Below are 20,812 nucleotides of genomic sequence, written 5' to 3'. Positions count from 1 at the left end.
AGGATCGTCTACCTCGTTTTCGAGCCCACGAGTAGCGTAGGCGGGGGATGGTTGGGTAGGCTGCCCGGCCATGAACCCCACCGACGCGAAGAAGGCCGCCGAGGCCTGGCTGGCCGAAGATCCCGATCCCGTGACCCGCGCCGAGCTCGAGGCGCTGCTGGCCGAAGAGGCCGCCGGAGCGCAGCTCGTCGAGCGCTTCGATGGCGTCCTGGAGTTCGGCACCGCCGGCATCCGGGGCGTGCTCGGCGCCGGCCCCCTGCGGATGAACCGGGTGCTGGTGCGGAAGGTCAGCGCCGGCGTCGCCCGCCACTACGCCGCCACCGTCGAGGGCGCGAAGGAGCGGGGCGTGGTGATCGGCTACGACGGCCGGAAGAACTCGCGGATCTTCAGCGAGGACGCCGCCCGGATCTTCCTGGGCGAGGGCTTCAAGGTCTTCCTGGGCGGCGACGTGCTGCCCACGCCGGTCACCGCCTTCGGCGTCCTCCACCACGGCGCCGCCGCCGGCGTGATGGTCACCGCCAGCCACAACCCCCCCGAGTACAACGGCTACAAGGTCTACGCGCCCAACGGCGCCCAGATCGTCCCGCCGGACGACGAGGGCATCGCCGCGCAGATCGCCCGGGTGGGCCGTTCGGACGAGCTGCCCCTCGGCGATCTCGAGGCGACCCGCGCGGAAGGGAGGCTGATCGAGCTGGGCAGCGACCTGATCGAGACCTACCTGAAGGGGGTGGCCAACCTGCGCAAGGCGGAGGCGGGCGAGCACTCCGACCTCACCATCGCCTACACCCCCCTGCACGGGGTCGGCGCCCGGGAGACGGAGGAGGCCCTCGCCCGCGCCGGCTACGAGCGGGTCCACACCGTCGCCTCCCAGCGGGAGCCGGACGGCGACTTCCCCACCGTGCGCTTCCCCAACCCCGAGGAGGAGGGGGCGATGGACGCGGTGCTGGCCCTGGCCGACGAGGTGGGCGCGCAGGTCGCGGTCGCCAACGACCCGGACGCCGACCGCCTCGCCATCGCGCTGCCCACCGATGCGGGCTGGCGGATGCTCACCGGGGATCAGGTGGGCGTGCTCCTGGCCGACTACCTCATGGGCCGCGAGAAGACCGCAGAGAACCTCTCCATCTCCTGCTCGCTGGTGTCCTCGCAGCTGCTGGAGAAGATGGCCGTCGCCCGGGGCGTGGCCTTCCTGGAGACCCTCACCGGCTTCAAGTGGATCGCCAACGCGGCGATGGACCACAGCGCCGAGGCCGGCTCCCGCTTCGTGATGGGCTACGAGGAGGCCCTCGGCTACACCGTCGGCGAGCTCGTGAGGGACAAGGACGGCGTGAGCGCCGCGGTCGTCTTCTGCGACCTGGTCGACGGCCTCCGGGCGCAGGGCAAGACCATCTGGGATGCCCTCACCGAGATCTACGCCGAGTTCGGCCTGCACCTCACCCTGCAGAAGAGCCTGGTGCTCCCCGGGCGGGAGGGGCAGGAGAAGATCGATGGGCTGATGAAGCAGTTCCGGGAGAGCCCTCCCACCACCATCGGCCCCTTCGCCGTGGTGGAGACCATCGATCTGCGCGAGGGACACGGGCGCATCCCGCCGGGGAACGTCCTCATCCACCGCCTGGAGGGCGGCCGCCGCGTGATCCTGCGGCCCTCGGGCACCGAGCCCAAGCTCAAGAGCTACTACGAGGTGGTCGTGCCCCTCGAGGAGGGCGAGCGCTTCGAGGCCGCCGAGCCCCGCGCCCGCGAGGCCCTGGCCCAGCTCAAGGACGCCCACCAGGCGCTGCTCGCGTCATGAGCGCCTACGACACCACCGCCGGACGGGCCGACCTCGAGGCCTTCGACGCCCACCAGCCGACGAACTTCTGGGAGGCCGACGCGCACCTGCGGCGGGTGGTCGCTGCCTGGGCCGGCCAGGAGACCCTCGAGGCCTGGGAGGCCGAGCTCTCCGAGTTCGGCGCGATCTCGGCCACCGAGATCGATCCCCTGGTGCGCCTGAACGACCGGGTGGGCAACCACCCGAGGCTCGAGCGCTGGGGGCCCTTCGGCGAGCGCCTCGAGGCGGTGGAGCACCACCCGAGCTACCACGCCGCGGGGCGCGCCATCTATGGCTCGGGGGTGATCGCCGCCCTCGGCGAGGACGGCGGCGTGCTGCGCTCGCAGACTCTGGGCTACCTCTCGGGGCTCAACGGCGAGGCGGGCCACAACTGCCCCGCCGCCTGCACCGCCGGGCTGGTGAAGGCCCTGCGCGCGGTGGGCTCGGAGGAGCTGAAGGCGCGCTACCTGCCTCGCCTCCTCTCCACCGACTACGACGAGCTGGCCCACGGGGCCCAGTTCCTCACCGAGGTGCAGGGCGGCTCCGACGTCGGCGCCAACGAGGTGGTGGCCCGCCCGGGCGCCAGAGGGGAGCCCTGGGAGCTGACCGGCGAGAAGTGGTTCTGCTCGAACGTCACCGCCGACCTGATCCTCCTCACCGCGCGCCCCGAGGGCGCCCCGGCCGGGACGAGGGGGCTCTCCCTCTTCCTCGCCCCGCGGCGGCTCCCCGACGGCAGCCTCAACCACTTCGCGATCCGGCGGCTGAAGGACAAGCTCGGCACCCGGAGCATGGCCAGCGCCGAGCTGGACCTCCTGGGCCTGCGCGCCTGGCCCCTGGGCCCGCTCGAGGACGGCTTCAAGAACATGATGACCCACGTCATCAACACCTCCCGGCTCTGGAACGCCGTGGGCACCGCGGCGATCGCTCGCCGCAGCCACTGGGTGGCGCGGGGCTACGCCGAGCACCGCCGGGCCTTCGGCGCCGCCATCGGCCGCTACCCGATGGTGCAGGAGACCCTGGCGGACATGCGGGTCGAGGCCGACGCCATGGTCTCGGGCACCTTCTACCTCCTGCACCTGGCCGATCGGCTGGAGCGAGGTGAGGGGGACGCGGCGCTGGCCGACTTCCACCGGATGGCCGTGAACCTCAACAAGATGCGGGGCGCCCAGTCCGGCCACGAGGTGGTGCTCTCGGGGGTGGAGGTCCTCGGAGGCAACGGGGCCATCGAGAGCTTCTCGGTGCTGCCGCGGCTGCTGCGCGACAACGTGGTCTACGAGAACTGGGAGGGCACCCACAACGTGCTGCTGAACCAGGTGCTGCGGGACTGCCGCCGGCTCGAGGTGCACGAGGGCTTCCTCTCCCACCTGCGGCAGCTGGCCTCGGGCCACGGCCGGATCCTCGCGGCGCTGGAGGCCGCCGAGGCCCACCTGCGCCAGACCCTCGAGGCGCCCGACGCCCTCGCCACCCTGGAGATGCGCCGGGCGGGTGAGCGCCTCTCCTTCCTCCTCTGGGCGGCCGCCATGGCGGCCGACGGCACCGACGGGGCGGTCCTCGAGCACTTCCTCGACCGCCGCCTGGGCCCGGCGGCGCCGCTGGACGAGGCCTACCTGGCCCGAATCGCCCGGCTCTCGGGCTTGCGGGAGGTCGCTACCTAGGCCTTGCCTTCAGGCCGGGAGTTGTGGCCCCCTTGGGGGGCAAAAAGGGGGGGCCGGACGCCCGGCCACGTCACGCACTCACGCGACGGCAAGAGGAATTCCATGGCTCTGCGTCTCTCGTACGGCGATCGCTACCGCTTCTGGCACGACCTGGTGGCCGGCTACCACGACCGCCTCTTCATCCAGACCGACGAGCGGCCGCCCCTGGGCGAGCGGGTCCCGGTGACCGTCTCGCTGGATCAGGTGGCCGTGCCGGTCGTCTTCCGGGCCCTGGTCTCCGGGCACCGCCGCGGCAGCCGCCGCTTCCCGGACGGAGTCTGGGTGCGCATCGACGAGCGGGAGCTCACCAAGCTGCGCCGCTTCCTGGGCCTGGGGGCCCCCCGGGGCAGCTACCAGCCCGCGCGCCACTCGGTGCGCGCCCACCTGGCGCTGCCCGTCCGCTTCGTGGATCCGGAGGCCGAGGAGGAGACCGAGACCCGCAACGTCTCGGAGACGGGGATCTTCGTCGCCACCCCCCTGCCCCTCCAGACCGGGCAGAGCGTGGTGGTCGACCTGAAGACCTCCCCCGAGGCCGAGTCGTGGACCCGGGTGACCGCCGAGGTCGCCTGGGCGAGCAAGAAGGCCCGCAGCGCCGGGCTTCGCTTCATCGACCCCTCGCCCCTGATGCGGGCCGAGCTCAACGAGGCCATCGTCCACGCCCTCGAGGGGCGCCTCGATCGCAAGAGCAAGCACCTCCAGCCGATCCTGGTCGCCGACGACGACCCCGTGGTGCTCGATCTGGTCAAGCAGGCCCTCGAGAAGCATGGCTACGAGGTGCACACCGCCTCGGACGGCGAGGAGGCCTTCGCCCTCATCCGCGAGCTCCACCCGCCCCTGGTGCTGATGGACATCCTGATGCCCGAGATGGACGGCACCGAGATCTGCCGCGCCATCCGCGGCGACGCCGAGCTCACCGACATCCTGGTGATCTTCATCTCGGCCCTCGAGGCCGAGGCCCTCCACGTCGTCGCCGAGGAGTCGGGCGCCACCGACTACCTCCCCAAGCCCCTCCACTTCACGGAGCTGGTCGACATGATGGGCACCTACCTCCGCCGGGACGAGTAGCCCCCGGCGGGCCGATCACTGGTGGGGGATCGGCGCACGGAGCGTCGGATCGCAGCTGTAGGAGGCGTTGAACGCCGCCTGATCGAAGCTGGGCACCAGCCGGTCGGGACCGATGGTGATGTCCTCCCCGTTGATGGTCATCGTCCCCGCGATCCGGTTGCCGTCGCCGAGCCAGACGCCGTTCATGGCGTCGATGGTGGCCGTCTCGATGTCCAGGTAGAAGGTCGCCGCCCCGACCTCCATGGTCGCCGCGAGGTTGGTCGCCGTCACGCCCTCGTACTGGGAGACCGGTGAGACGTAGTCGTAGACCCCCGCCTCGGTGGCCGACTCGCCAAGGATCGGGTGGACGATGCCCGAGATGTTCCCCGAGTCGATGATGAGCTTGACCGGGAGCGTGGGCTCGCCGTTCAGCTCGTCCCAGATCGAGAAGCCGGTGAGCTCCGAGTCGGCGATCTCCATGTCGATGGCGTTCCGCTCGCGCATGATCACCGACTCGATCAGGCCGGCGAGCTGCTCGCGCTCTCCCCGCACGGTGCGGAAGGCCCAGACCCGGGCGCTGCCGCTGTAGTAGGTCTCGACGTTCTGGCAGTCGGCCTCCTTGAGGGTGACCGGGCCGTCGGCGACCAGGCAGTTCGGCGCGGTCCACTTCACGTAGCCCATCTCGCCGAGGTCGGGGTCGCCCTGCATGTCGATCGGGCCGAGGCGCACGGGATCGCTCTCGAAGCCGCAGACGGTGTTGTCGTTCACCAGGGAGCCGAGGTTGCCGATGACCTTGGTCATCAGCCGGGCGGCGTTGGCGCCGAGGACGCGGTTGAGGGAGCACTCGTCGGAGGAGCGAGGCACCGCCAGCTCGGGATCACAGGAGGCCCACGAGTCCTCGAAGGCCTGGGCGTCGTAGGAGGGATCGAGGTCGGGTGCCTCACCGGGCACCGGGATGGTGTAGGTCTGGCCGTCGATGGTGGCCTGGCCGGTGAGGCTGTTCTCGGTGCTGTCGCCGGGCCCGGCCTGAGCGTCGAGGTCGGTGCCGGTGACCGCGATCCGGAAGGTGCCGCTGCTGGTCCGCATCGTGACGTCGGCGTTCTGCCAGGTCAGGTTCTCGAAGGAACCCGAGCCGCCGACCTTCGAGCAGATCCCGGTGGTCGTGTCGATCGCCACCCGCGGGCGGACGATGCCCGAGAGGGTTCCGGAGTGCACCGTGAGGGTGTTGCCGCTGCCGGTGTCCTGCATGTCGTGCTGGTCGAAGCTCGCCTGGAGGGTGATCACCGCCGGGTTCCAGGCGGTCGGCGCGATGGGGTTCTCGGGATCGCCGGTGCGGAAGCCGGTGAAGGTCTTGGTGGCGTTGATGGTCACCCGCCCCTGGGCGATCCGCTGGGCGCCGTTGCAGTCCTCGCTGACGATCACCGGCTGGGGGAAGTCGATCAGGCAGTTCTGCACCCGCCAGGTCGCCGAGCCTCCGGTCTCTCCCAGGTTGCCCGTGATCTGCACGCCGTTCTTCACGCCGGCGCTGGAGAAGCCGCAGGTGGTGTCGGCGTCGACGAGCTTGGTGAGGTTGGCCAGGGTGGGCACGGTCAGCCGGGAGAGGCCGTGGGCCAGGGCGGGCGCCAGGGACTTGCACTGGTAGGAGATGGGGACCTGCAGGTCCTCGGCGCAGGCGAAGGAGTCGAGGTGGTAGCCCCGCTCGTAGTCCACGTCGAGCACCGGGGAGTCGTCGCTGTCGTTGGGCAGCGAGACGACCTTGCCGCCCGCCACGGTGATCTGGCCGCTGATCCAGTTCTCCCGCGGGCCCCAGCGTCCGACCTGGGCCGAGAAGGCCGAGGTGGGCACGTGCACGTCGAAGTCGCGCTTCTCGGCGGTCACGTGGACGATGGCGTCGCTGTAGCTCAGGTTGTTCAGCGAGATGTCCGAGGTCGCGATGGAGCAGAGCCCGGTGGTGGCGGAGATCGCCAGGTGGGGCTCGGCGTCCCAGGAGAGCGCCCCCGAGATCTGCCGCAGGCTGTTGGGCGAGTAGGAGACCTGCACGTCGAAGTTCGTGAAGCGAGCCTCGAGGTGGATCGACGTGGCGTCGGCGCTCGAGGGCACGACCGGCGTCTCGACGTTGCCGGTGAGGATGCCCCGGATGGTCATGGTGCCCGAGATCGTCACCGTCCCGCCGGCGCTGGTGGAGTCGCCGTTGCAGTCCGACTTCAGCTCGTGGAGGGTGCCGAGGTTCAGCTGGCAGCTGCCGACCGTGTAGGTGACCGAGCCCTCGCTGCCGATGTCACCCTCGACGGTGAAGTTGTTCAAGACGCCGGGGCTCTTGAAGCCGCACTCGTCGTTGCCGCTGATGAGCGAGGTCATCACCGCGGCGTTCCGGACGCTCAGGCGGCCGACGGCGCTGCCCACCTTGCGAGGGGCGAGCTTCTCGGCCGGACAGGCGGCGACGAAGAGAAGACAGACGAACCCGGCGATCCAAGTGGTCCCTCGATTTCCCATCCCCCATGGATATCACCGATCCGGGGTCCAGTTCCTCCTCCCCCATCGAGGGGCCGAGCGGGCTCGATCGGTTCGTTGACGGCCGCCCCGCGAGGCGCAGACTCGTCCCCCATGAGCGAGAGGGACGAGAAGATCGAGGCGTTCTACGCGAAGGAGCGGCGCTGGAAGGCCGAGCTCACCGAGCTGCGCGCCGTCCTGCGCTCGACCGCCCTCGTCGAGGACTACAAGTGGCGGGGCCCCTGCTACACCCACGGCGACGCCAACGTGGCGTGGGTCTGGAGCCTCAAGAGCGGCGCCGCCCTAGGCTTCTTCAAGGGCGTCCTGCTCTCCGACCCCGAGGGCATCCTGATCGCCCCCGGACACGCCTCCCGCTCGATGCGGAAGATCGAGTTCGAGAGCGTGGCCCAGATCCGGAAGATGAAGGCCGCCCTGAGGCGCTACCTGAAGGAGGCCATCGAGCTGGAGAAGGCGGGGAGGAAGGTCGAGTTCGTGCGGGAGGAGCTCCCCTACCCCGAGGAGCTCACGGCCCGCCTGAAGAGGGACCGCAAGCTGAAGGCCGCCTTCGAGGCCCTCACCCCGGGGAGGCGCCGCGCCTACCTCCTGCACTTCTCGGACGCCAAGCAGTCGAAGACCCGCAGCGCCCGCATCGAGAAGTGGGCCCCGGCGATCCTCGCCGGCAAGGGCATGAACGACCGCTGACCCCTTCAGCGCGTGAGGTAGACCCCCACCCGCAGGCCGCCGTTCTCGAGATCAGCGGCCTTCTTCAGGGTCAGCCCGGTGGCCTTCGCCAGGCCCTCGTCGCGGGTGAGCAGGGCCAGGCGCCAGCCCTCCAGCGGGCCGCGCAGGGCCGCGCCGAGGGCGGCGTGGGCCGCGCGCACCTCGCCCCGATCCTCACCGATCCGGCGGCCGTAGGGAGCGTTGCAGATCACCAGGCCCGGCGCGCAGTCGGGGCGCGCGACCTCGGGGAGCGCCGCGTGGCTCACCTCGACCACCCCGGCGACCCCGGCCCGCGTGGCGTTGCGGGTGGTCGAGCCGACCGCGCCCCGGTGAGCGTCGCTGGCCAGGATCGGGGCCACCTTCCTCGGCGGCGCGGTGATCGTGGTCAGGGCGTCGTACTCGCTGGCGAAGGGCTCGAAGACCGCCAGCCGCTCCAGGGCGAAGTCGCGCTCCGCGCCGGGGGCCAGCCCGAGGGACCAGCGCGCCGCCTCGATGGGGATCGTGCCGGAGCCGCACATCGGATCGTAGAGCGCCTCCTCGGGCTTCCAGCCCGCGAGGCCCAGCAGCCCGCAGGCCAGGGTCTCCCGCAGGGGCGCCCGGCCGCCCTCCCGGCGCCAGCCCCGCCGGTGGAGGGGCTCGCCGGCCAGGTCCAGGCTCGCCGTCAGGCTCCTCCCTTCGAGGCGCACGAGCAGGCCGAGGCCCGCGGGGTCGAGGGGCCGGTCTGGCAGCGCCGCCACCAGCGCCTCCTTCAACACGCCGGAGTGGCGCAGCCAGGAGCGCTTCAGATCCACCTTGAGGGAGATCGAGCTGCCCGGGGGCAGCCAGCGGGGCAGCTCGCCGCTGCCCAGGGCGTTGCGGAGATCACCCTGCCCCCGGACCTCCGCCTGGACCAGGAGCGCCCGCAGGGTGGTCGCGCTGCGCAGCATCAGGCAGGCCCGGGCCGCGTCGAGGGGCGAGCCCTCGATGGAGAGCAGCCCCGGCCCCACGGCCTTCGGCCGGTGCCCCAGCGCTCGCAGCTCGGCCTCGACGACCTTCTCCAGCCCCGGGGCGCAGACGACCTGGAGGATCATCCCTGCCCGCCGAAGAGGCGCATGGCGTTCTCCCGCAGCACCGCCTTCATCCAGCCGTCGCCCATCCGCAGGCGCACGAGCCCCTCGACCTGGTGCTCGTAGGGGTAGGGGATCGAGGGGTAGTCGCTGCCGAAGAGGATGCGGTCCTGCAGGCGCGCGAGCCTGGCCTTGGCCTCGCTGGAGATCGGCGGCACGGCGCCGAAGTCGACGAAGACCATCGCCGTGTCGAGGTAGGTCCCCACCCGCTTCGAGGCGAGCTCGAGGTAGTGCTCGGTCTCGTGGGCGCCGAGGTGGGCGATGATCACCTTCAGGCGCGGGAAGCGCTCGAGCATCGCGCCCACGGCCTCGGTGTTGGTGTGGCGGCCGGCCATGGGCGCCGAGCCGGCGTGGAGGATCAGCACCTTGCCGGCGTCCTGGATCTGCTCGTAGCAGGGATGCAGGAGCGGATCGTCGGGGTGGAAGCCGCTCACCTGCAGGTGGAGCTTGAAGCCCTTCACCCGGGGGTCCTGCAGCATCCCTGCGACGTCCTCGGCGGCGCTGGGCTCCGGGTAGAAGGTGCCGGTGCCGAGGACCTTGGGGTCACGGTCGAGGAGGCCCAGGGTGAAGGCGTTGAGCTGGGCGGCCATCCCCGGCTTGTGGGCGTAGTTCAGGGAGGTGTAGCGGACGACGCCCAGCTCCTCGAGCCAGCGCCGGCGCTGCTGCTCGTCACCCCGGTAGGTGATCGGCCAGGGCACCGGCGCCTGCTCGTCGAACCACTCCCAGACCTTCTCCTGGAGGGGCTGGGGCATGAAGTGGCAATGCGCGTCCACGACGCCCGGGATGCCCAGGCGATCGTAGAGCGCGTGCAGTTCGGCCCGCCCGAAGGCGCCGTTCACACCCCCACCCATGTCAGGCCCCTCAGGACGCCTGGTTGCGCAGCCAGTTGAGCACCGAGCCGGCTCCGAACCACTCCAGCTCGATCGCGGTCATCGAGTGCTTCGCCTCGAAGCTCTCCTCGCTGCCGTCGGCGTGCTTCAGGGTGACCTTCACGAGGGAGCCCGGGGCCAGCTCCTTCAAGCCCGTGATGGAGATGCTGTCCTCCTCCTGGAACTTGTCGTAGTCGGCCGGGTCCACGAAGGTCAGCGGCAGCACGCCCTGCTTCTTGAGGTTGGTCTCGTGGATGCGGGCGAAGCTGCGCACGAGCACGGCCTTGGCGCCGAGGTGCCGGGGGCACATGGCGGCGTGCTCGCGGGAGCTGCCCTCACCGTAGTTCTCGTCGCCGACGACCATCCAGGAGCGCCCCTCGGCCTTGTAGTGGCGGGCGACCTCGGAGATGCCCTTCGCCTCACCGTCGATGAGGTCCTTCACCTGGCCGGACTCCCCGCCGAAGGCGGAGAAGGCGCCGTTGAACATGTTGTCGGAGATGTTGTCGAGGTGACCGCGGAAGCGCAGCCACTTGCCGGCGGGCGAGATGTGGTCGGTCGTGCACTTGCCCTTGGCCTTGAGCAGCAGGGTGAGGCCCACGAAGTCCTCGCCGTCCCAGGGCGCGAAGGGCTCGAGGAGGGCCAGGCGATCGGAGGTGGGCTTCACGTCGAGCTCGACGGAGGAGCCGTCGGCCGGCGGGGCGATGTAGCCGCTCGCGTCCATCTCGAGGCCGCCCTCGGGGAGCTCCTTGCCCTGCGGGGCCTCGAGCTTCACGCCGTCGAGGTCCATCTTCGCCGGATCGAAGTCCAGGCGGCCGGAGAGGGCGATGGCGGTGACCAGCTCGGGCGAGCCGATGAAGGCCAGGGTGTCGGGGTTGCCGTCGGCCCGCTTGCGGAAGTTCCGGTTGAAGGAGGTGACGATGGAGTTCGGTACGCCCGGCTCCTGACCCTCGCGCTGCCACTGGCCGATGCAGGGGCCGCAGGCGTTGGCGAGCACGATGGCGCCGATGGCCTCGAGGTCGTCCATCAGGCCGTCGCGCTTGATGGTGGCCATCACGCCGTCGGAGCCCGGTGAGACGAAGAAGGGCATCACGGCCTTCTTGCCGGCGGCGGTGGCCTGGCGGGCGATGTGAGCGGCGCGGGTGATGTCCTCGTAGGAGGAGTTGGTGCAGGAGCCGATCAGCGCGGCCTTCACCTCGAGGGGCCAGCCCTCCTTCTTCGCGTCCTCACCCATCCGATCGATGGGGTGGGCCAGGTCGGGGGTGTGGGGGCCGACCAGGTGCGGCGAGAGGGTGGAGAGATCGATCTCGATGACCCGGTCGAAGAACTTCTCGGGGTTCTCCTCGACCTCGGGATCGGCCTGCAGGTGCGCCGCCTGCTCGTCGGCGAGCTTGGCCCAGGCCTCACGGCCGGTGGAGGCGAGGTAGGCCGCCATCTTCTGGTCGTAGGGGAAGGTCGAGGTCGTCGCGCCGTGCTCGGCGCCCATGTTGCAGATGGTGGCCTTGCCGGTGCACGAGAGGGTGCGGGCGCCCGGGCCGAAGTACTCGACGATGTGGCCGGTGCCGCCCTTCACGGTGAGGATGTCGAGCACCTTGAGGATGACGTCCTTGGGAGAGGACCAGCCCGAGAGCTCACCGGTGAGCTTCACGCCGATGAGGCCGGGCATCTTCACGGTCCAGGGCATCCCCGCCATGACCTCCATGGCGTCCGCGCCGCCGACGCCCACGGCCAGCATGCCGAGGCCACCGGCGTTGGGGGTGTGGGAGTCGGTGCCGATCATCATGCCGCCGGGGAAGGCGTAGTTCTCGAGCACCACCTGGTGGATGATGCCGGCGCCCGGCTTCCAGAAGCCCAGTCCGAACTTCTCGGCGGCGCTCTTGAGGAAGGCGTAGACCTCGCCGTTGATGTCGTTGGCGTGGTTGAGGTCGTGCTCGGCGCCCTTGTGCGCGAGGATCAGGTGGTCACAGTGCACCGTCGAGGGCACCGCGGCCTCCTTGCGGCCGGTCGCCGCCAGCTGGAGCAGGGCCATCTGGGCGGTGGCGTCCTGCATGGCGACACGATCGGGGCGCAGGATGGCGGTGGCCTTCTTGCGCTCCCAGCTCTGGGACTCGGCGTCGTCGAGGTGGGCGGCGAGGGTCTTCTCGGCCAGCGTCAGGGGCCGGCCCAGCTTCTTGCGGGCGTGGTCCACCTTGTCGGCGAGGGTGGCGTAGTGCTGCTGGAGAATCGTGATGGGGTCCTGCATGGTCGCTCTCTCCTGTGGGCTGTCGGGGCCGTTTCTCCTGGCCTCCGATGAGGCCGTTGTCATACCTTGGACCGACACTTTGGAGAACGATGCATGGGTCTGGGAAACCTCCGAGATCAGCTCCTCCAGGCTGGCCTGGTCAGCGAGGAGGACGCCAAGAAGGCCGAGGAGGCCGCCGCCAAGGAGGCTCGCCGCCAGGCCGCCCGCAAGGGGGGAGGCCGGCCCGACCGCCGGGGCAAGGGCCGGCGGGGGCGGCCGGAGGGGGGCGAGGCCGTCGAGAGCCTCCAGCTGACCCCGGAGGAGCTCGCCGCCGCCGAGGCCAAGAAGGCCGAGCGCGCCCGGCAGGCCGAGCTGCAGCGGGAGAAGGCCGAGAACCGCAAGCGGGCCCAGCGGGAGCGCCAGCTGGCCGAGGACGTCCGCCGGGTGGCGGGCGCCCTGGGCCTGGAGACCTCCGGCACCGACGCCTTCTTCTTCCAGAGCCGCAAGGGCAAGGTGAAGCGGATCCTCGTCGATGCCGAGCTGCGCGCGAAGATCGAGGCCGGAGAGCTGGCCATCATCGAGCACCCCCTCCCCCACGCCGTCGAGTTCGCGGTGGTGCCCCGGGAGGGCGCCGAGGCGGTCCTGGGGATCGATCCCCGCGCGGTGCGCTTCTACAACCGCAGCCCCGAGGAGTTCGTCGGGGGCAAGGTTTGACGACCGCGCTTCCGGGGCACTAGCCTCGATCCAGGCGACGCCCCCCAGGGTGATCCGGAGGGGATTCACCCAGGCCCGGCGCGCCCGTCGTCCTGCGAGGAGAGGTTGGTCATGCGGTCGTTGCGCTTCATCCCGGTCCCGGTCCTGGCCCTCGCCCTGGTGGCGGGCTGCCCCTCGTCCCCCACCGCCGACGAGCTGCGGGTGAGCTGCCGGGAGGACGCCGACTGCAGCGACCTGGCGACCCACTACGGCGAGGCCTACTCCTGCGACGTCACCCTCGAGCTCTGCGTCTCCACCCTGCCGGCGGGGGACGGCGGTCAGGACTGCAACCCTCCCTGCAGCGGCGGCCAGGTCTGCGAGGCCGGCAGCTGCGTGGACCCGGGGCTCCGGGTGAAGATCGTCTCCCCCCTGGCGGGAGAGGGCTTCACGGACCGGATCCCGGTGAGCGCCGAGGTCACCCCCGCGGGCTTCGAGATCGCCTCGGTGACCTGCCAGGCGAATGAGCTGCCGACCGTCGACGCCGCCTTCACCCAGCGGGGGCAGATCTGGGGCTGTGAGCTCCCCCTCGCCGGCCTCGACAGCATCGCGCCGGTCACGATCACCGTCCGGGCCACCGACCACGGCGGGGGCAGCGCCCTCGACTCGGTGCAGGTGATCCGGGACACCATCGGGCCGCGGGTCACCCTGCGCCTCTACCAGTCCGGCACCGGCGAGCTCGACGCGAGCAGCGAGACCTGGCCCACCGAGGTCGACGGCCACGGCCCCCTGCAGATCGAGGTCACGGTCGAGGAGCAGAACCTCCCGGAGGGCGGGCTCTCGGTCGAGCTGCCCCGGAAGGCGGGCCTGACGGCCTTCGCCCCCGCGATGGAGTGCATCCCCGCCGGGAGCACCCACACCTGCCAGGGCACCCTCCTGCTCAAGGCCGCCGACTTCCCCTCGCCCGAGGCCCGGGGGGAGCAGGTCGTCTACGTCACCGCCACCGACGTGGCGGGCAACAGCGCGGAGACCTCGGGCCGCTTCAACATCGACGCCCAGCCCCCCGTCCTCACCGACCACGGCTGCACGGGTGATGCCGTGGACGGCCAGGGGACGATCCTGCGCGACGCCAGGGTCGACTGCAGCGTCGAGGTCGCCGAGGCCGAGACCGGCCTCGAGGGCTCACCGATCGCCTCGCTGCCCAACACCGCGGCGGTGGCGATCTCGGTCAGCCCCGCGGCGCTGCCCCTCTGGAAGGTCAGCCTCGATCTCACCGGCCACGGCTTCGATCTCTACGAGGGCCTCCTGCCCTTCACGGTCGAGGCGAAGGACGTCTGGGGCAACACCGCCCGCCAGGTCCTCGATCTCGAGGCCACCCGCCTGCGCTGGACGGTCGACCTGGGCAACCCCCTCCTCTCCCCGGCCCTGGGCACCGACGCCAACCTCTACGTGGTCTCCAACGACGGCCCCGGGAGCGCCACCCTCCACGTGGTGAACCGCCTGAGCGGTGAGGTGCAGAGCGGCCGGACCATCCCCCTGAACGCCGACACCACCGTCCTGGCCGGCCCGGTGATCCAGCACACCAGCGACGGCACCACCGAGCTCCACCTGCTGACCAGCGACGGCGCCATCCTCACCCAGACGCCGCTGGGCGCCACCAACTGGAGCTCCAACCGGCCGGGCGTCGTGACGGGCTTCCAGTCGGGCTACCGGAGCCTCCCGGTGATCTCGGCGGACGGCGACTTCGCCTACGCCGTGGTCGAGCGCGTGAACCAGAACCTGGGCACCTACCTGACCTCCCTCGAGGCGATCGGGGAGGACTACACCGGCGCCGGTGCCTGCGCGACCGGCGGGGTGGCGATCCCCATGGCGTCCGCGGGCACCGCCGGCTTCACCGCCCGCGACGCCAGCGGCACCGGGAGCGTCACGGCGATCTACGCCGCCGATCAGCTGGGCAACGCGATCTACGGCGCCTGCGCCGGCTGCAACTGCGCGGCCAACCTGGACGCCCCCGCCCCGGCGCGCTGGGGGGCGATCGCGGCCTTCCCGGGGGGCTTCCTCTACCCCTCCATCGACGCCGACCCCACCGCCGGGCTCGACGCCGTCGAGTGGGGCACCTGGGATCCGGTGGACGGCGCCCTCCTCCCGGCCTGGGTCGCCAACCGCCTGACCGGACCGACGCTCACCGGCGGGCCGGTGCACGACGGGGAGCGGGTCTACGCCGGGGCCTCCACCGGGGTGGGGATCGACCTGATGTCGGTCGAGCTCTACCCGCCCCACGCCGCCCAGGGGAACGACTACGGGGACGTCTCGATCCTCGACATCGTCCTGGCCCAGAACGGCACCCAGTGGGTGCTGCGCAAGCCCGCCGCCTCGAACCTCGAGCTCGTCAACCTGGCCACCGGCACCGCGCTGCAGCGCTGGACCGGGATCCTCGGCGGCCTCGACTCCTTCCCCCGGAGCCCCGAGATCGAGCGGCCGGGGATGCTCCTCGAGCCGGAGACCCGCAGCCTCGTCGTCCCCCACGGGCGCTTCCTCTCCTCGGTGATCGTGGACTCGCAGGTCACGGCCGGGTGGCCGATGAGCCGGGCCGACCCGAAGCGCACGGCCTGCCTGCCCTGACCGGCGGCCGCGCTCACTCGCGCAGGAGCACGTCGCAGTAGTAGCGCACCCGGCGCACGGCCCGGCCGAGGCCGAGGCTGTCCTGCTGCACCGGGGTCTTCAGGCCCAGCATCAGCTTGCGGCGCAGGCGGTAGCCGTTGAAGGGCGAGAGCTTCGTCGGGGCCGCGCCCGCGTCGGCGAGGGGGGCGAAGAGCTCGTCCTTGGGATAGCCCCAGAGCTCCAGATCCGCCGGGTCGAGGGTCTCCATCACCTGCTGCACGAACTCGCGCGCCTCGGCGTCGGCGGCCAGATCGCTGGCCCACCTCTGGGCCTTGTCCTTCACCGGGCGCTGGTGGGCGTTCACGGTGATGGGGTCGCCGAAGGAGCCCTTCACGTGGCTGTGGCTGCCGTACTCGACCGCCGCCGCCTCCATGGGCAGGCCGAGGTGCTCGCAGATCCGGCCGAGGCCCACCTCCGGCTCCGCGACCAGATCCTCGTAGCGCAGGTGAACCATCGAGACCGGCTTCTCGCGGAGGAAGCGGGCCATGGCCGGCACGTAGCGCGCCGGGATGGGGTTGAACTCCCAGGCCTTGCGATAGTCGCCGTCGAAGAAGGAGTGGGCGAAGGAGTGGAGGATGGCCACCGGGTGGCGGGTGAGCACCACGTAGCCGGCGTCGGGGTAGACCTTCTGGAGGAAGTCCAGGATGAGCCCGTAGGCCGGGGTCTTGTCGAGGAAGCGCTCCTTGCCGGTGGGCTCGAGGAGGCGCTCGTAGATCGTGTCGGCGTAGGCCCGGCAGGCGTCGAGGTAGTCCTCTTCCTGGCGGGGGAGGTGGGTGACCAGCTCCCGGTTCGCCTCGGCGGCGTTGATGTGGTCGTAGGGCGCCTTGTCGACCGTGGCGTAGTAGCCCAGGTGCGCCAGCGGGGTCATCAGGTGGGGCTCGGGCAGGGTGTGGATCCGGCTGTGGGATCCGAGCATCCGCTGCAGGAGGGTGGTCCCCGAGCGGGGGGAGCCGATGAGGAAGATGAGGCGCTCCTGGAAGCTCATGGCGGCGCACCCTAGAACGCTTCCCGGCCCTTAGGAAGGCGGGAGCACCAGGCATTGCCAAAGGAGGACGGCCGGGGCACCCTCCCCCGCCATGAACCGACTCAACGTCCCCGTCGCCCTCGCCGCAAGCCTCTCCTTCCTCCTCTGCGCCTGCCCCTCCGGGCAGAGCACCGTCTCGGGGGAGGAGCAGGGAGGCGAGAAGGCCGCCGAGGCCGCCGCTGAAGCTCCCGCTGCCGAGAAACCCACCGCCGAGAAGCCCGAGGCACCGCCGGCCGCCCGGCCCGCGCCGCCCATCGGCGACCTCCCGGCGCCCCCGGACGTGGCCGCCCCGCCGGCCGACGCCGAGAAGACGCAGTCGGGCCTGGCCTCGAAGGTCCTCACCGCCGGGACGGGCAAGGAGCACCCCACCGCCACCGACATCGTGAAGGTGCACTACACCGGCTGGCAGACCGACGGAAAGATGTTCGACTCCTCGGTGAAGCGCGGGCAGCCCACCAGCTTCCCCCTCAACCGGGTCATCGCCGGCTGGACCGAGGGCGTGCAGCTGATGGTCGAGGGCGAGAAGCGCCGCTTCTGGATCCCCCAGGAGCTGGCCTACCAGGGCCGCCCGGGGCCGCCGGCCGGCATGCTGGTCTTCGACGTGGAGCTGATCGCCATCATCACCCCGAAGACCCCCGCCGACGTCGCCGCCGCGCCGGCTGACGCCCAGAAGACCGACTCGGGCCTCGCCTCGAAGGTGATCAGCGCGGGCACCGGCACCGTGCACCCCACCGCCGAGAGCGTGGTGCAGGTGGACTACTCGGGCTGGACCACCGACGGGAAGATGTTCGACTCGTCCGTGACCCGCGGCCGCCCGGCCACCTTCCCCCTCAACGGCGTCATCGCCGGCTGGACCGAGGGCGTGCAGCTGATGGTCGAGGGTGAGACCCGCCGCCTCTGGATCCCCCAGGAGCTCGCCTACCAGGGCAAGCCCGGGGCGCCGGCCGGCATGCTCGTCTTCGACGTGACCCTGATCAAGATCCTCAAGTAGAGGCCTCGATCAGCGCGTCGGCGAGGACGGGCACCCACTCGGTGGCCGTCCCCCGCAGGAAGGCCCCGGGACCCTCCTCCGCGATCCGCGTGAAGGGGGTCTCGTCGGGCCCGATCGCGATCACCGGGATCCCCCGCTCGTAGGCGTTCGCCGCCAGCTGCGTGGGCAGGTTGGTGGCCCCCGAGGTCCCCACGATCACGAGGCCGCTGGCCTCGCGGATCGCCATCAGCGAGGAGTTGAAGCGGAAGTTCTCCTCGTCGTAGCACTCGTCGAACCAGAGCACGTGGGGCCGGCTCGGCCCGCCGCAGGCCTCGCACACCAGCAGGGCGTCGGTGGCCACGTCCACGGACTGGCCCCTCTCCCAGGTCTCGCCGAGGGCCTCGGGGAGGAGCACCGGCGGCGAGCACTCGCGCCAGCAGCGGTGGAAGTCGATGTTGCCGTGGATCTGGTAGGTGCGCTCGAGGGTGTTGCCCGCGCGAAGGTGGAGGCCGTCCACGTTCTGGGTGACCAGGAGGAAGCCGTCGCCCAGGACCTGCTCGAGCTCCACCAGCGCGTGGTGGGCGGCGTTGGGCTCGGCGGCGCGGCAGACGCTGCGGCGGTAGAGGTACCAGGCCCAGACCTCCTCCCGCATCTGGCCGAAGGCCCGGCGGGTGGCCAGCTCCTCCGGCCGGTAGTTCTGCGAGCCCACGGTCCAGTAGCCCTCCTTGCCCCGGAAGGTGGGGATGCCGCTCTCGGCGGAGATCCCGGCGCCGGTGAGGAAGAGGAGGGGGCCGTCCGCGAGCAGGCCGGGGAGGAGCTCGGTGACCTCGGTGGGGAGCAGGCTCATGGGCTCACCCTACCGCCGGGCACGCCCGCGGGCACGGGCTCGTGCGCCGTCGCTTCGAGGGTTCGGGAAGCGCGGCCTTGGGATTAGGATCCAGCGATGCTCGCCACGCTCCCTCTCCTCTCTCCCCGCCGAGGGGCGCTCGCCCTCGCGCTGCTCCTCCTGTGGTTCCTCCCCGCGCCGGCCCGCGCGGTGGACACCTTCGAGACCTACTCCCAGGGCCTCACCGATCTGGAGCTCTACGGCTTCGTCGAGGGCCTGGGCGCGCCGGCCGACGAGCGGTGGATCGGCGGGGAGCTGGTCCTGGGCGTCGGTCTCGTCGAGGGCCTCTCGGTCTACCTCGGCATCCACACCGGCGCCGATCACCACCTGGCCGCCGGGGAGAGCGGGCTCTACTTCGCCCTCTTCGGCACCCCCGTCGACACCGACCACCTCGACCTCGACCTCTTCCTGGAGGTGCGGACCGGCGGCGCGCTCCTCGACGCGCCCGCCTTCGTCCCGCGCCTCGAGCTCACCCTCGACGCCGAGCCGGACATGGCCGCCTGGGGCGGCTTCCTGCGCTGGGGGGTGCCCATCTTCGGGGTCGTCGACGGGCAGACCGGCGCGCGCCAGCTCGGGGCCGAGCTCGAGCTGGTCGCCGGCGGCTACTACACCCTCCCCGGCGATCACCAGCTCTTCCTGGCCTACGGCACGCCCGGCGCGCTGCGGCTGGGCGCCAACCTCGTGCTCGGGGAGACGCTCGAGCTGATCCTGGAGACCGCGATCGCCGCACCGGTCGGCGGGGAGCCCATGAGCCTCGGCGTGATGACCGGCCTGGTCGCCTTCTGGGAGTGAGGCCACGAGAGGATGGGGTAGGATTTGGGAGCTTCGAAGACTCGAAACGGGAGATCCGCGATGCTCCGCACCCCCGGCGCCTGCCTCCTCACCCTCGCCCTCCTCTGCTCCGCCTGCGGTGAGGGCGCCGACACCGCCGGGCTCTCCGCCGACCACCCGGTCTACGGCAAGGCCGACGGGGTCGGCGGCTGCGAGACGGCCCGGGCGCTCTCCTTCGTCAACGACGCCGGCACCACCGACGAGGTCCTGGCCGGGCTCGGCGTCCGCAGCCGCGCCCGCAAGAACCTCCTGGCGCACCGCGACGGCCCGGACGGCCTGCCCGGCACCGAGGACGACGATCTCTTCGACGATCTGGCCGAGCTCGACGCCGTCCCCTACGTCGGCCCGGCGACCCTCGACCTCATCGTCGCGCGCGGCGTCGAGGCCGGCGCCCCCTGCCTGGTCTCCCTCCCCGGCCGGGCCGAGGTGATCTTCTCCCCCCAGCCCTGGCAGAGCTCGCACCTCGCCCGGGTGACCGAGGCGATCGAGGCCGCACAGGAGACCCTCGACCTAGCGATGTACAGCCTCTCCGACGGAACCGTCGTGCAGGCCCTGGAGGACGCGAGCCACCGGGGCGTCTCGATCCGGCTCCTCTACGAGGGGGCCTCCGAGGACCGCAAGGATCCGGCCGGCACCCGCTCGGCCCGCCTGGAGGACGCGGGCATCGACGTGCGCTGGATCAACAAGATCATGCACCACAAGTTCGCCATCCTCGACGGCCCCCGCTACGACCCCGCGAAGGCCGCCACCGCTCGCCTGATCTCCGGCAGCGCCAACTGGTCCTACTCGGCGGGCACCAAGTACGACGAGAACACCCTCTTCCTGGAGGGCAACGCCGAGCTGGCCCTGCGTCTGCAGGCCGAGTTCGACCACCTCTGGAACAACTCCCGGGAGGTGGTGTGGAACGCGGCGCTCGAGACCGAGTACACCTCGAACGTGGACGCGGCGGCGATCGCCGAGGTCGACATCCCCGCGGTGGACGCCGCCTTCACCTCCGCCAACTTCCGGGTCTACGACTCGGCCAGCAACGGTCCGACCTTCAGCGTGAACCGGGGCGAGAACGAGATCGCCGATCGCCTGGTCGCGCTGATCGAGGGCGCCGAGCGCCAGATCCTCGTCGCCTCCGGGCACCTGCGCTCGCGGCCGGTCTCCGAGGCCCTGATCGCCAAGCGCCGGGCCGATCCCGGCGTCGAGATCCGGGTGATGCTCGACAACCAGGAGTACATCTCGGAGAGCTACCACGACACCCAGGTGCGCGAGCTCGACGACTGCCTGGCGGCCGCCACCACCGAGACCCAGACCGCCAACTGCCTCGATAGCGGCTTCCTCTTCGGCTACCAGATCCACACCGAGGGCATCGACACCCGCTTCAAGACCTACGCCTACCGCTGGCACTACAGCTACGCCATCCAGATGCACCACAAGTACCTGGTGATCGACGGCAAGACCCTGGTGACCGGCTCCTACAACCTCTCGGACAACGCCGAGCACAACACGATGGAGAACATGCTCTTCTTCGACGTGCGCAGCTTCCCCGAGCTGCTCGAGGCCTACGTCCTGAACTTCGAGACGGTCTGGAACCAGGGCCGCGCCGGGGGCCTCTACGAGGCGCGGATGGACGAGATCGTGAACGGCACCGGCGCCGAGATCGAGATCGTCTTCGATCCGATGAGCCTCGACTGGCAGCAGGTCACCGACCTGAAGACCGCCCTGCGGACCCACTGCAGCGACCTCAACAGCACCGACTTCCTCGCGAACCCGCAGGCCCACCACACCTGCAAGCGCAACTGAGCCGGGGACCGACG

15 protein-coding genes are annotated in these 20,812 nt (G+C 71.2%); 9 read left to right on the top strand and 6 right to left on the bottom strand.

Annotated elements, in window-relative coordinates; translation table 11 throughout:
• Positions 1-70: 70 nt before the first annotated feature.
• From P1V51_13660 to P1V51_13650, 3 genes are all read left to right on the top strand, one after another.
• Positions 71-1,786: a phospho-sugar mutase gene (locus P1V51_13660; GenBank protein MDF1564090.1), complete on the top strand. Its 1,716-nt coding sequence runs from the start codon at positions 71-73 to the stop codon at positions 1,784-1,786.
• Complete coding sequence (locus tag P1V51_13655) at positions 1,783-3,459, top strand: acyl-CoA dehydrogenase family protein (protein MDF1564089.1); 1,677 nt, start codon at positions 1,783-1,785, stop codon at positions 3,457-3,459. Before P1V51_13660 ends, P1V51_13655 begins: the two co-directional genes overlap by 4 nt.
• A gap of 102 nt (positions 3,460-3,561) precedes the next feature.
• Complete coding sequence (locus P1V51_13650; protein MDF1564088.1) at positions 3,562-4,563, top strand: response regulator; 1,002 nt, start codon at positions 3,562-3,564, stop codon at positions 4,561-4,563.
• Between the two features lie 15 nt (positions 4,564-4,578).
• Here P1V51_13650 and P1V51_13645 read toward each other — a convergent pair whose 3' ends face one another.
• Positions 4,579-7,035, bottom strand: a complete 2,457-nt coding sequence (locus P1V51_13645; protein ID MDF1564087.1) for a hypothetical protein — start codon at positions 7,033-7,035, stop codon at positions 4,579-4,581.
• Between the two features lie 111 nt (positions 7,036-7,146).
• Between P1V51_13645 and P1V51_13640 the strand changes: the two genes are divergently transcribed.
• On the top strand, positions 7,147-7,734 hold the full coding sequence (locus P1V51_13640) for a YdeI/OmpD-associated family protein (GenBank protein ID MDF1564086.1): 588 nt from the start codon (positions 7,147-7,149) through the stop codon (positions 7,732-7,734).
• 5 nt (positions 7,735-7,739) lie between these two features.
• Here P1V51_13640 and P1V51_13635 read toward each other — a convergent pair whose 3' ends face one another.
• The 3 genes from P1V51_13635 to P1V51_13625 are packed head-to-tail and all read right to left on the bottom strand — an operon-like array spanning position 7,740 to position 11,966.
• Positions 7,740-8,822 carry an RNA methyltransferase gene (locus P1V51_13635; protein MDF1564085.1) on the bottom strand — a complete coding sequence of 361 codons (1,083 nt, stop codon included), beginning with the start codon at positions 8,820-8,822 and terminating at the stop codon, positions 7,740-7,742.
• Entirely contained in the window at positions 8,819-9,709 is an 891-nt protein-coding gene (locus P1V51_13630) for an amidohydrolase family protein (protein ID MDF1564084.1), read from the bottom strand. Before P1V51_13630 ends, P1V51_13635 begins: the two co-directional genes overlap by 4 nt.
• A 10-nt stretch (positions 9,710-9,719) precedes the next feature.
• Positions 9,720-11,966, bottom strand: a complete 2,247-nt coding sequence (locus tag P1V51_13625) for an aconitate hydratase (protein ID MDF1564083.1) — start codon at positions 11,964-11,966, stop codon at positions 9,720-9,722.
• Between the two features lie 93 nt (positions 11,967-12,059).
• Here P1V51_13625 and P1V51_13620 point away from each other — a divergent pair, with 93 nt between their 5' ends.
• Both P1V51_13620 and P1V51_13615 read left to right on the top strand, forming a co-directional pair.
• A complete protein-coding gene (locus P1V51_13620; protein ID MDF1564082.1) occupies positions 12,060-12,659 on the top strand; it encodes a DUF2058 family protein in 600 nt (199 codons plus the stop codon).
• Between the two features lie 111 nt (positions 12,660-12,770).
• Positions 12,771-15,257, top strand: a complete 2,487-nt coding sequence (locus P1V51_13615) for a hypothetical protein (GenBank protein ID MDF1564081.1) — start codon at positions 12,771-12,773, stop codon at positions 15,255-15,257.
• A gap of 13 nt (positions 15,258-15,270) precedes the next feature.
• On the opposite strand, the gene P1V51_13610 is transcribed toward P1V51_13615, so the two are convergent.
• Complete coding sequence (locus P1V51_13610; GenBank protein MDF1564080.1) at positions 15,271-16,281, bottom strand: sulfotransferase; 1,011 nt, start codon at positions 16,279-16,281, stop codon at positions 15,271-15,273.
• A gap of 91 nt (positions 16,282-16,372) precedes the next feature.
• Here P1V51_13610 and P1V51_13605 point away from each other — a divergent pair, with 91 nt between their 5' ends.
• A complete protein-coding gene (locus P1V51_13605) occupies positions 16,373-17,311 on the top strand; it encodes an FKBP-type peptidyl-prolyl cis-trans isomerase (GenBank protein ID MDF1564079.1) in 939 nt (312 codons plus the stop codon).
• Here the strand turns inward: P1V51_13605 and P1V51_13600 are convergent.
• The gene (locus tag P1V51_13600; protein MDF1564078.1) at positions 17,304-18,137 is read right to left on the bottom strand and encodes an RNA polymerase subunit sigma; all 834 of its coding nucleotides are present in this window, start codon (positions 18,135-18,137) and stop codon (positions 17,304-17,306) included. The two genes, P1V51_13605 and P1V51_13600, sit on opposite strands and share 8 nt — an antisense overlap.
• Before the next feature lie 96 nt (positions 18,138-18,233).
• On the opposite strand from P1V51_13600, the gene P1V51_13595 reads away from it, so the two are divergent.
• Positions 18,234-18,968 (top strand): hypothetical protein, encoded by a 735-nt coding sequence (locus P1V51_13595; GenBank protein ID MDF1564077.1) that lies wholly within the window; start codon positions 18,234-18,236, stop codon positions 18,966-18,968.
• Positions 18,969-19,028: 60 nt separating this feature from the next.
• Positions 19,029-20,798 (top strand): phospholipase D-like domain-containing protein, encoded by a 1,770-nt coding sequence (locus tag P1V51_13590; GenBank protein MDF1564076.1) that lies wholly within the window; start codon positions 19,029-19,031, stop codon positions 20,796-20,798.
• Positions 20,799-20,812: the final 14 nt, after the last annotated feature.

This window comes from Deltaproteobacteria bacterium (assembly GCA_029210625.1).
GTDB lineage: Bacteria > Myxococcota > Myxococcia > SLRQ01 > SLRQ01 > JARGFU01.
This window is presented reverse-complemented; position numbering and strand designations above follow the sequence as displayed.

Coding starts and splice junctions, on each gene's coding strand:
- P1V51_13660 (MDF1564090.1), top strand. CDS start 71: ATGAACCCCACCGACGCGAAGAAGGCCGCCGAGGCCTGGCTGGCCGAA.
- P1V51_13655 (MDF1564089.1), top strand. CDS start 1,783: ATGAGCGCCTACGACACCACCGCCGGACGGGCCGACCTCGAGGCCTTC.
- P1V51_13650 (MDF1564088.1), top strand. CDS start 3,562: ATGGCTCTGCGTCTCTCGTACGGCGATCGCTACCGCTTCTGGCACGAC.
- P1V51_13645 (MDF1564087.1), bottom strand. CDS start 7,035: ATGGGAAATCGAGGGACCACTTGGATCGCCGGGTTCGTCTGTCTTCTC.
- P1V51_13640 (MDF1564086.1), top strand. CDS start 7,147: ATGAGCGAGAGGGACGAGAAGATCGAGGCGTTCTACGCGAAGGAGCGG.
- P1V51_13635 (MDF1564085.1), bottom strand. CDS start 8,822: ATGATCCTCCAGGTCGTCTGCGCCCCGGGGCTGGAGAAGGTCGTCGAG.
- P1V51_13630 (MDF1564084.1), bottom strand. CDS start 9,709: ATGGGTGGGGGTGTGAACGGCGCCTTCGGGCGGGCCGAACTGCACGCG.
- P1V51_13625 (MDF1564083.1), bottom strand. CDS start 11,966: ATGCAGGACCCCATCACGATTCTCCAGCAGCACTACGCCACCCTCGCC.
- P1V51_13620 (MDF1564082.1), top strand. CDS start 12,060: ATGGGTCTGGGAAACCTCCGAGATCAGCTCCTCCAGGCTGGCCTGGTC.
- P1V51_13615 (MDF1564081.1), top strand. CDS start 12,771: ATGCGGTCGTTGCGCTTCATCCCGGTCCCGGTCCTGGCCCTCGCCCTG.
- P1V51_13610 (MDF1564080.1), bottom strand. CDS start 16,281: ATGAGCTTCCAGGAGCGCCTCATCTTCCTCATCGGCTCCCCCCGCTCG.
- P1V51_13605 (MDF1564079.1), top strand. CDS start 16,373: ATGAACCGACTCAACGTCCCCGTCGCCCTCGCCGCAAGCCTCTCCTTC.
- P1V51_13600 (MDF1564078.1), bottom strand. CDS start 18,137: ATGAGCCTGCTCCCCACCGAGGTCACCGAGCTCCTCCCCGGCCTGCTC.
- P1V51_13595 (MDF1564077.1), top strand. CDS start 18,234: ATGCTCGCCACGCTCCCTCTCCTCTCTCCCCGCCGAGGGGCGCTCGCC.
- P1V51_13590 (MDF1564076.1), top strand. CDS start 19,029: ATGCTCCGCACCCCCGGCGCCTGCCTCCTCACCCTCGCCCTCCTCTGC.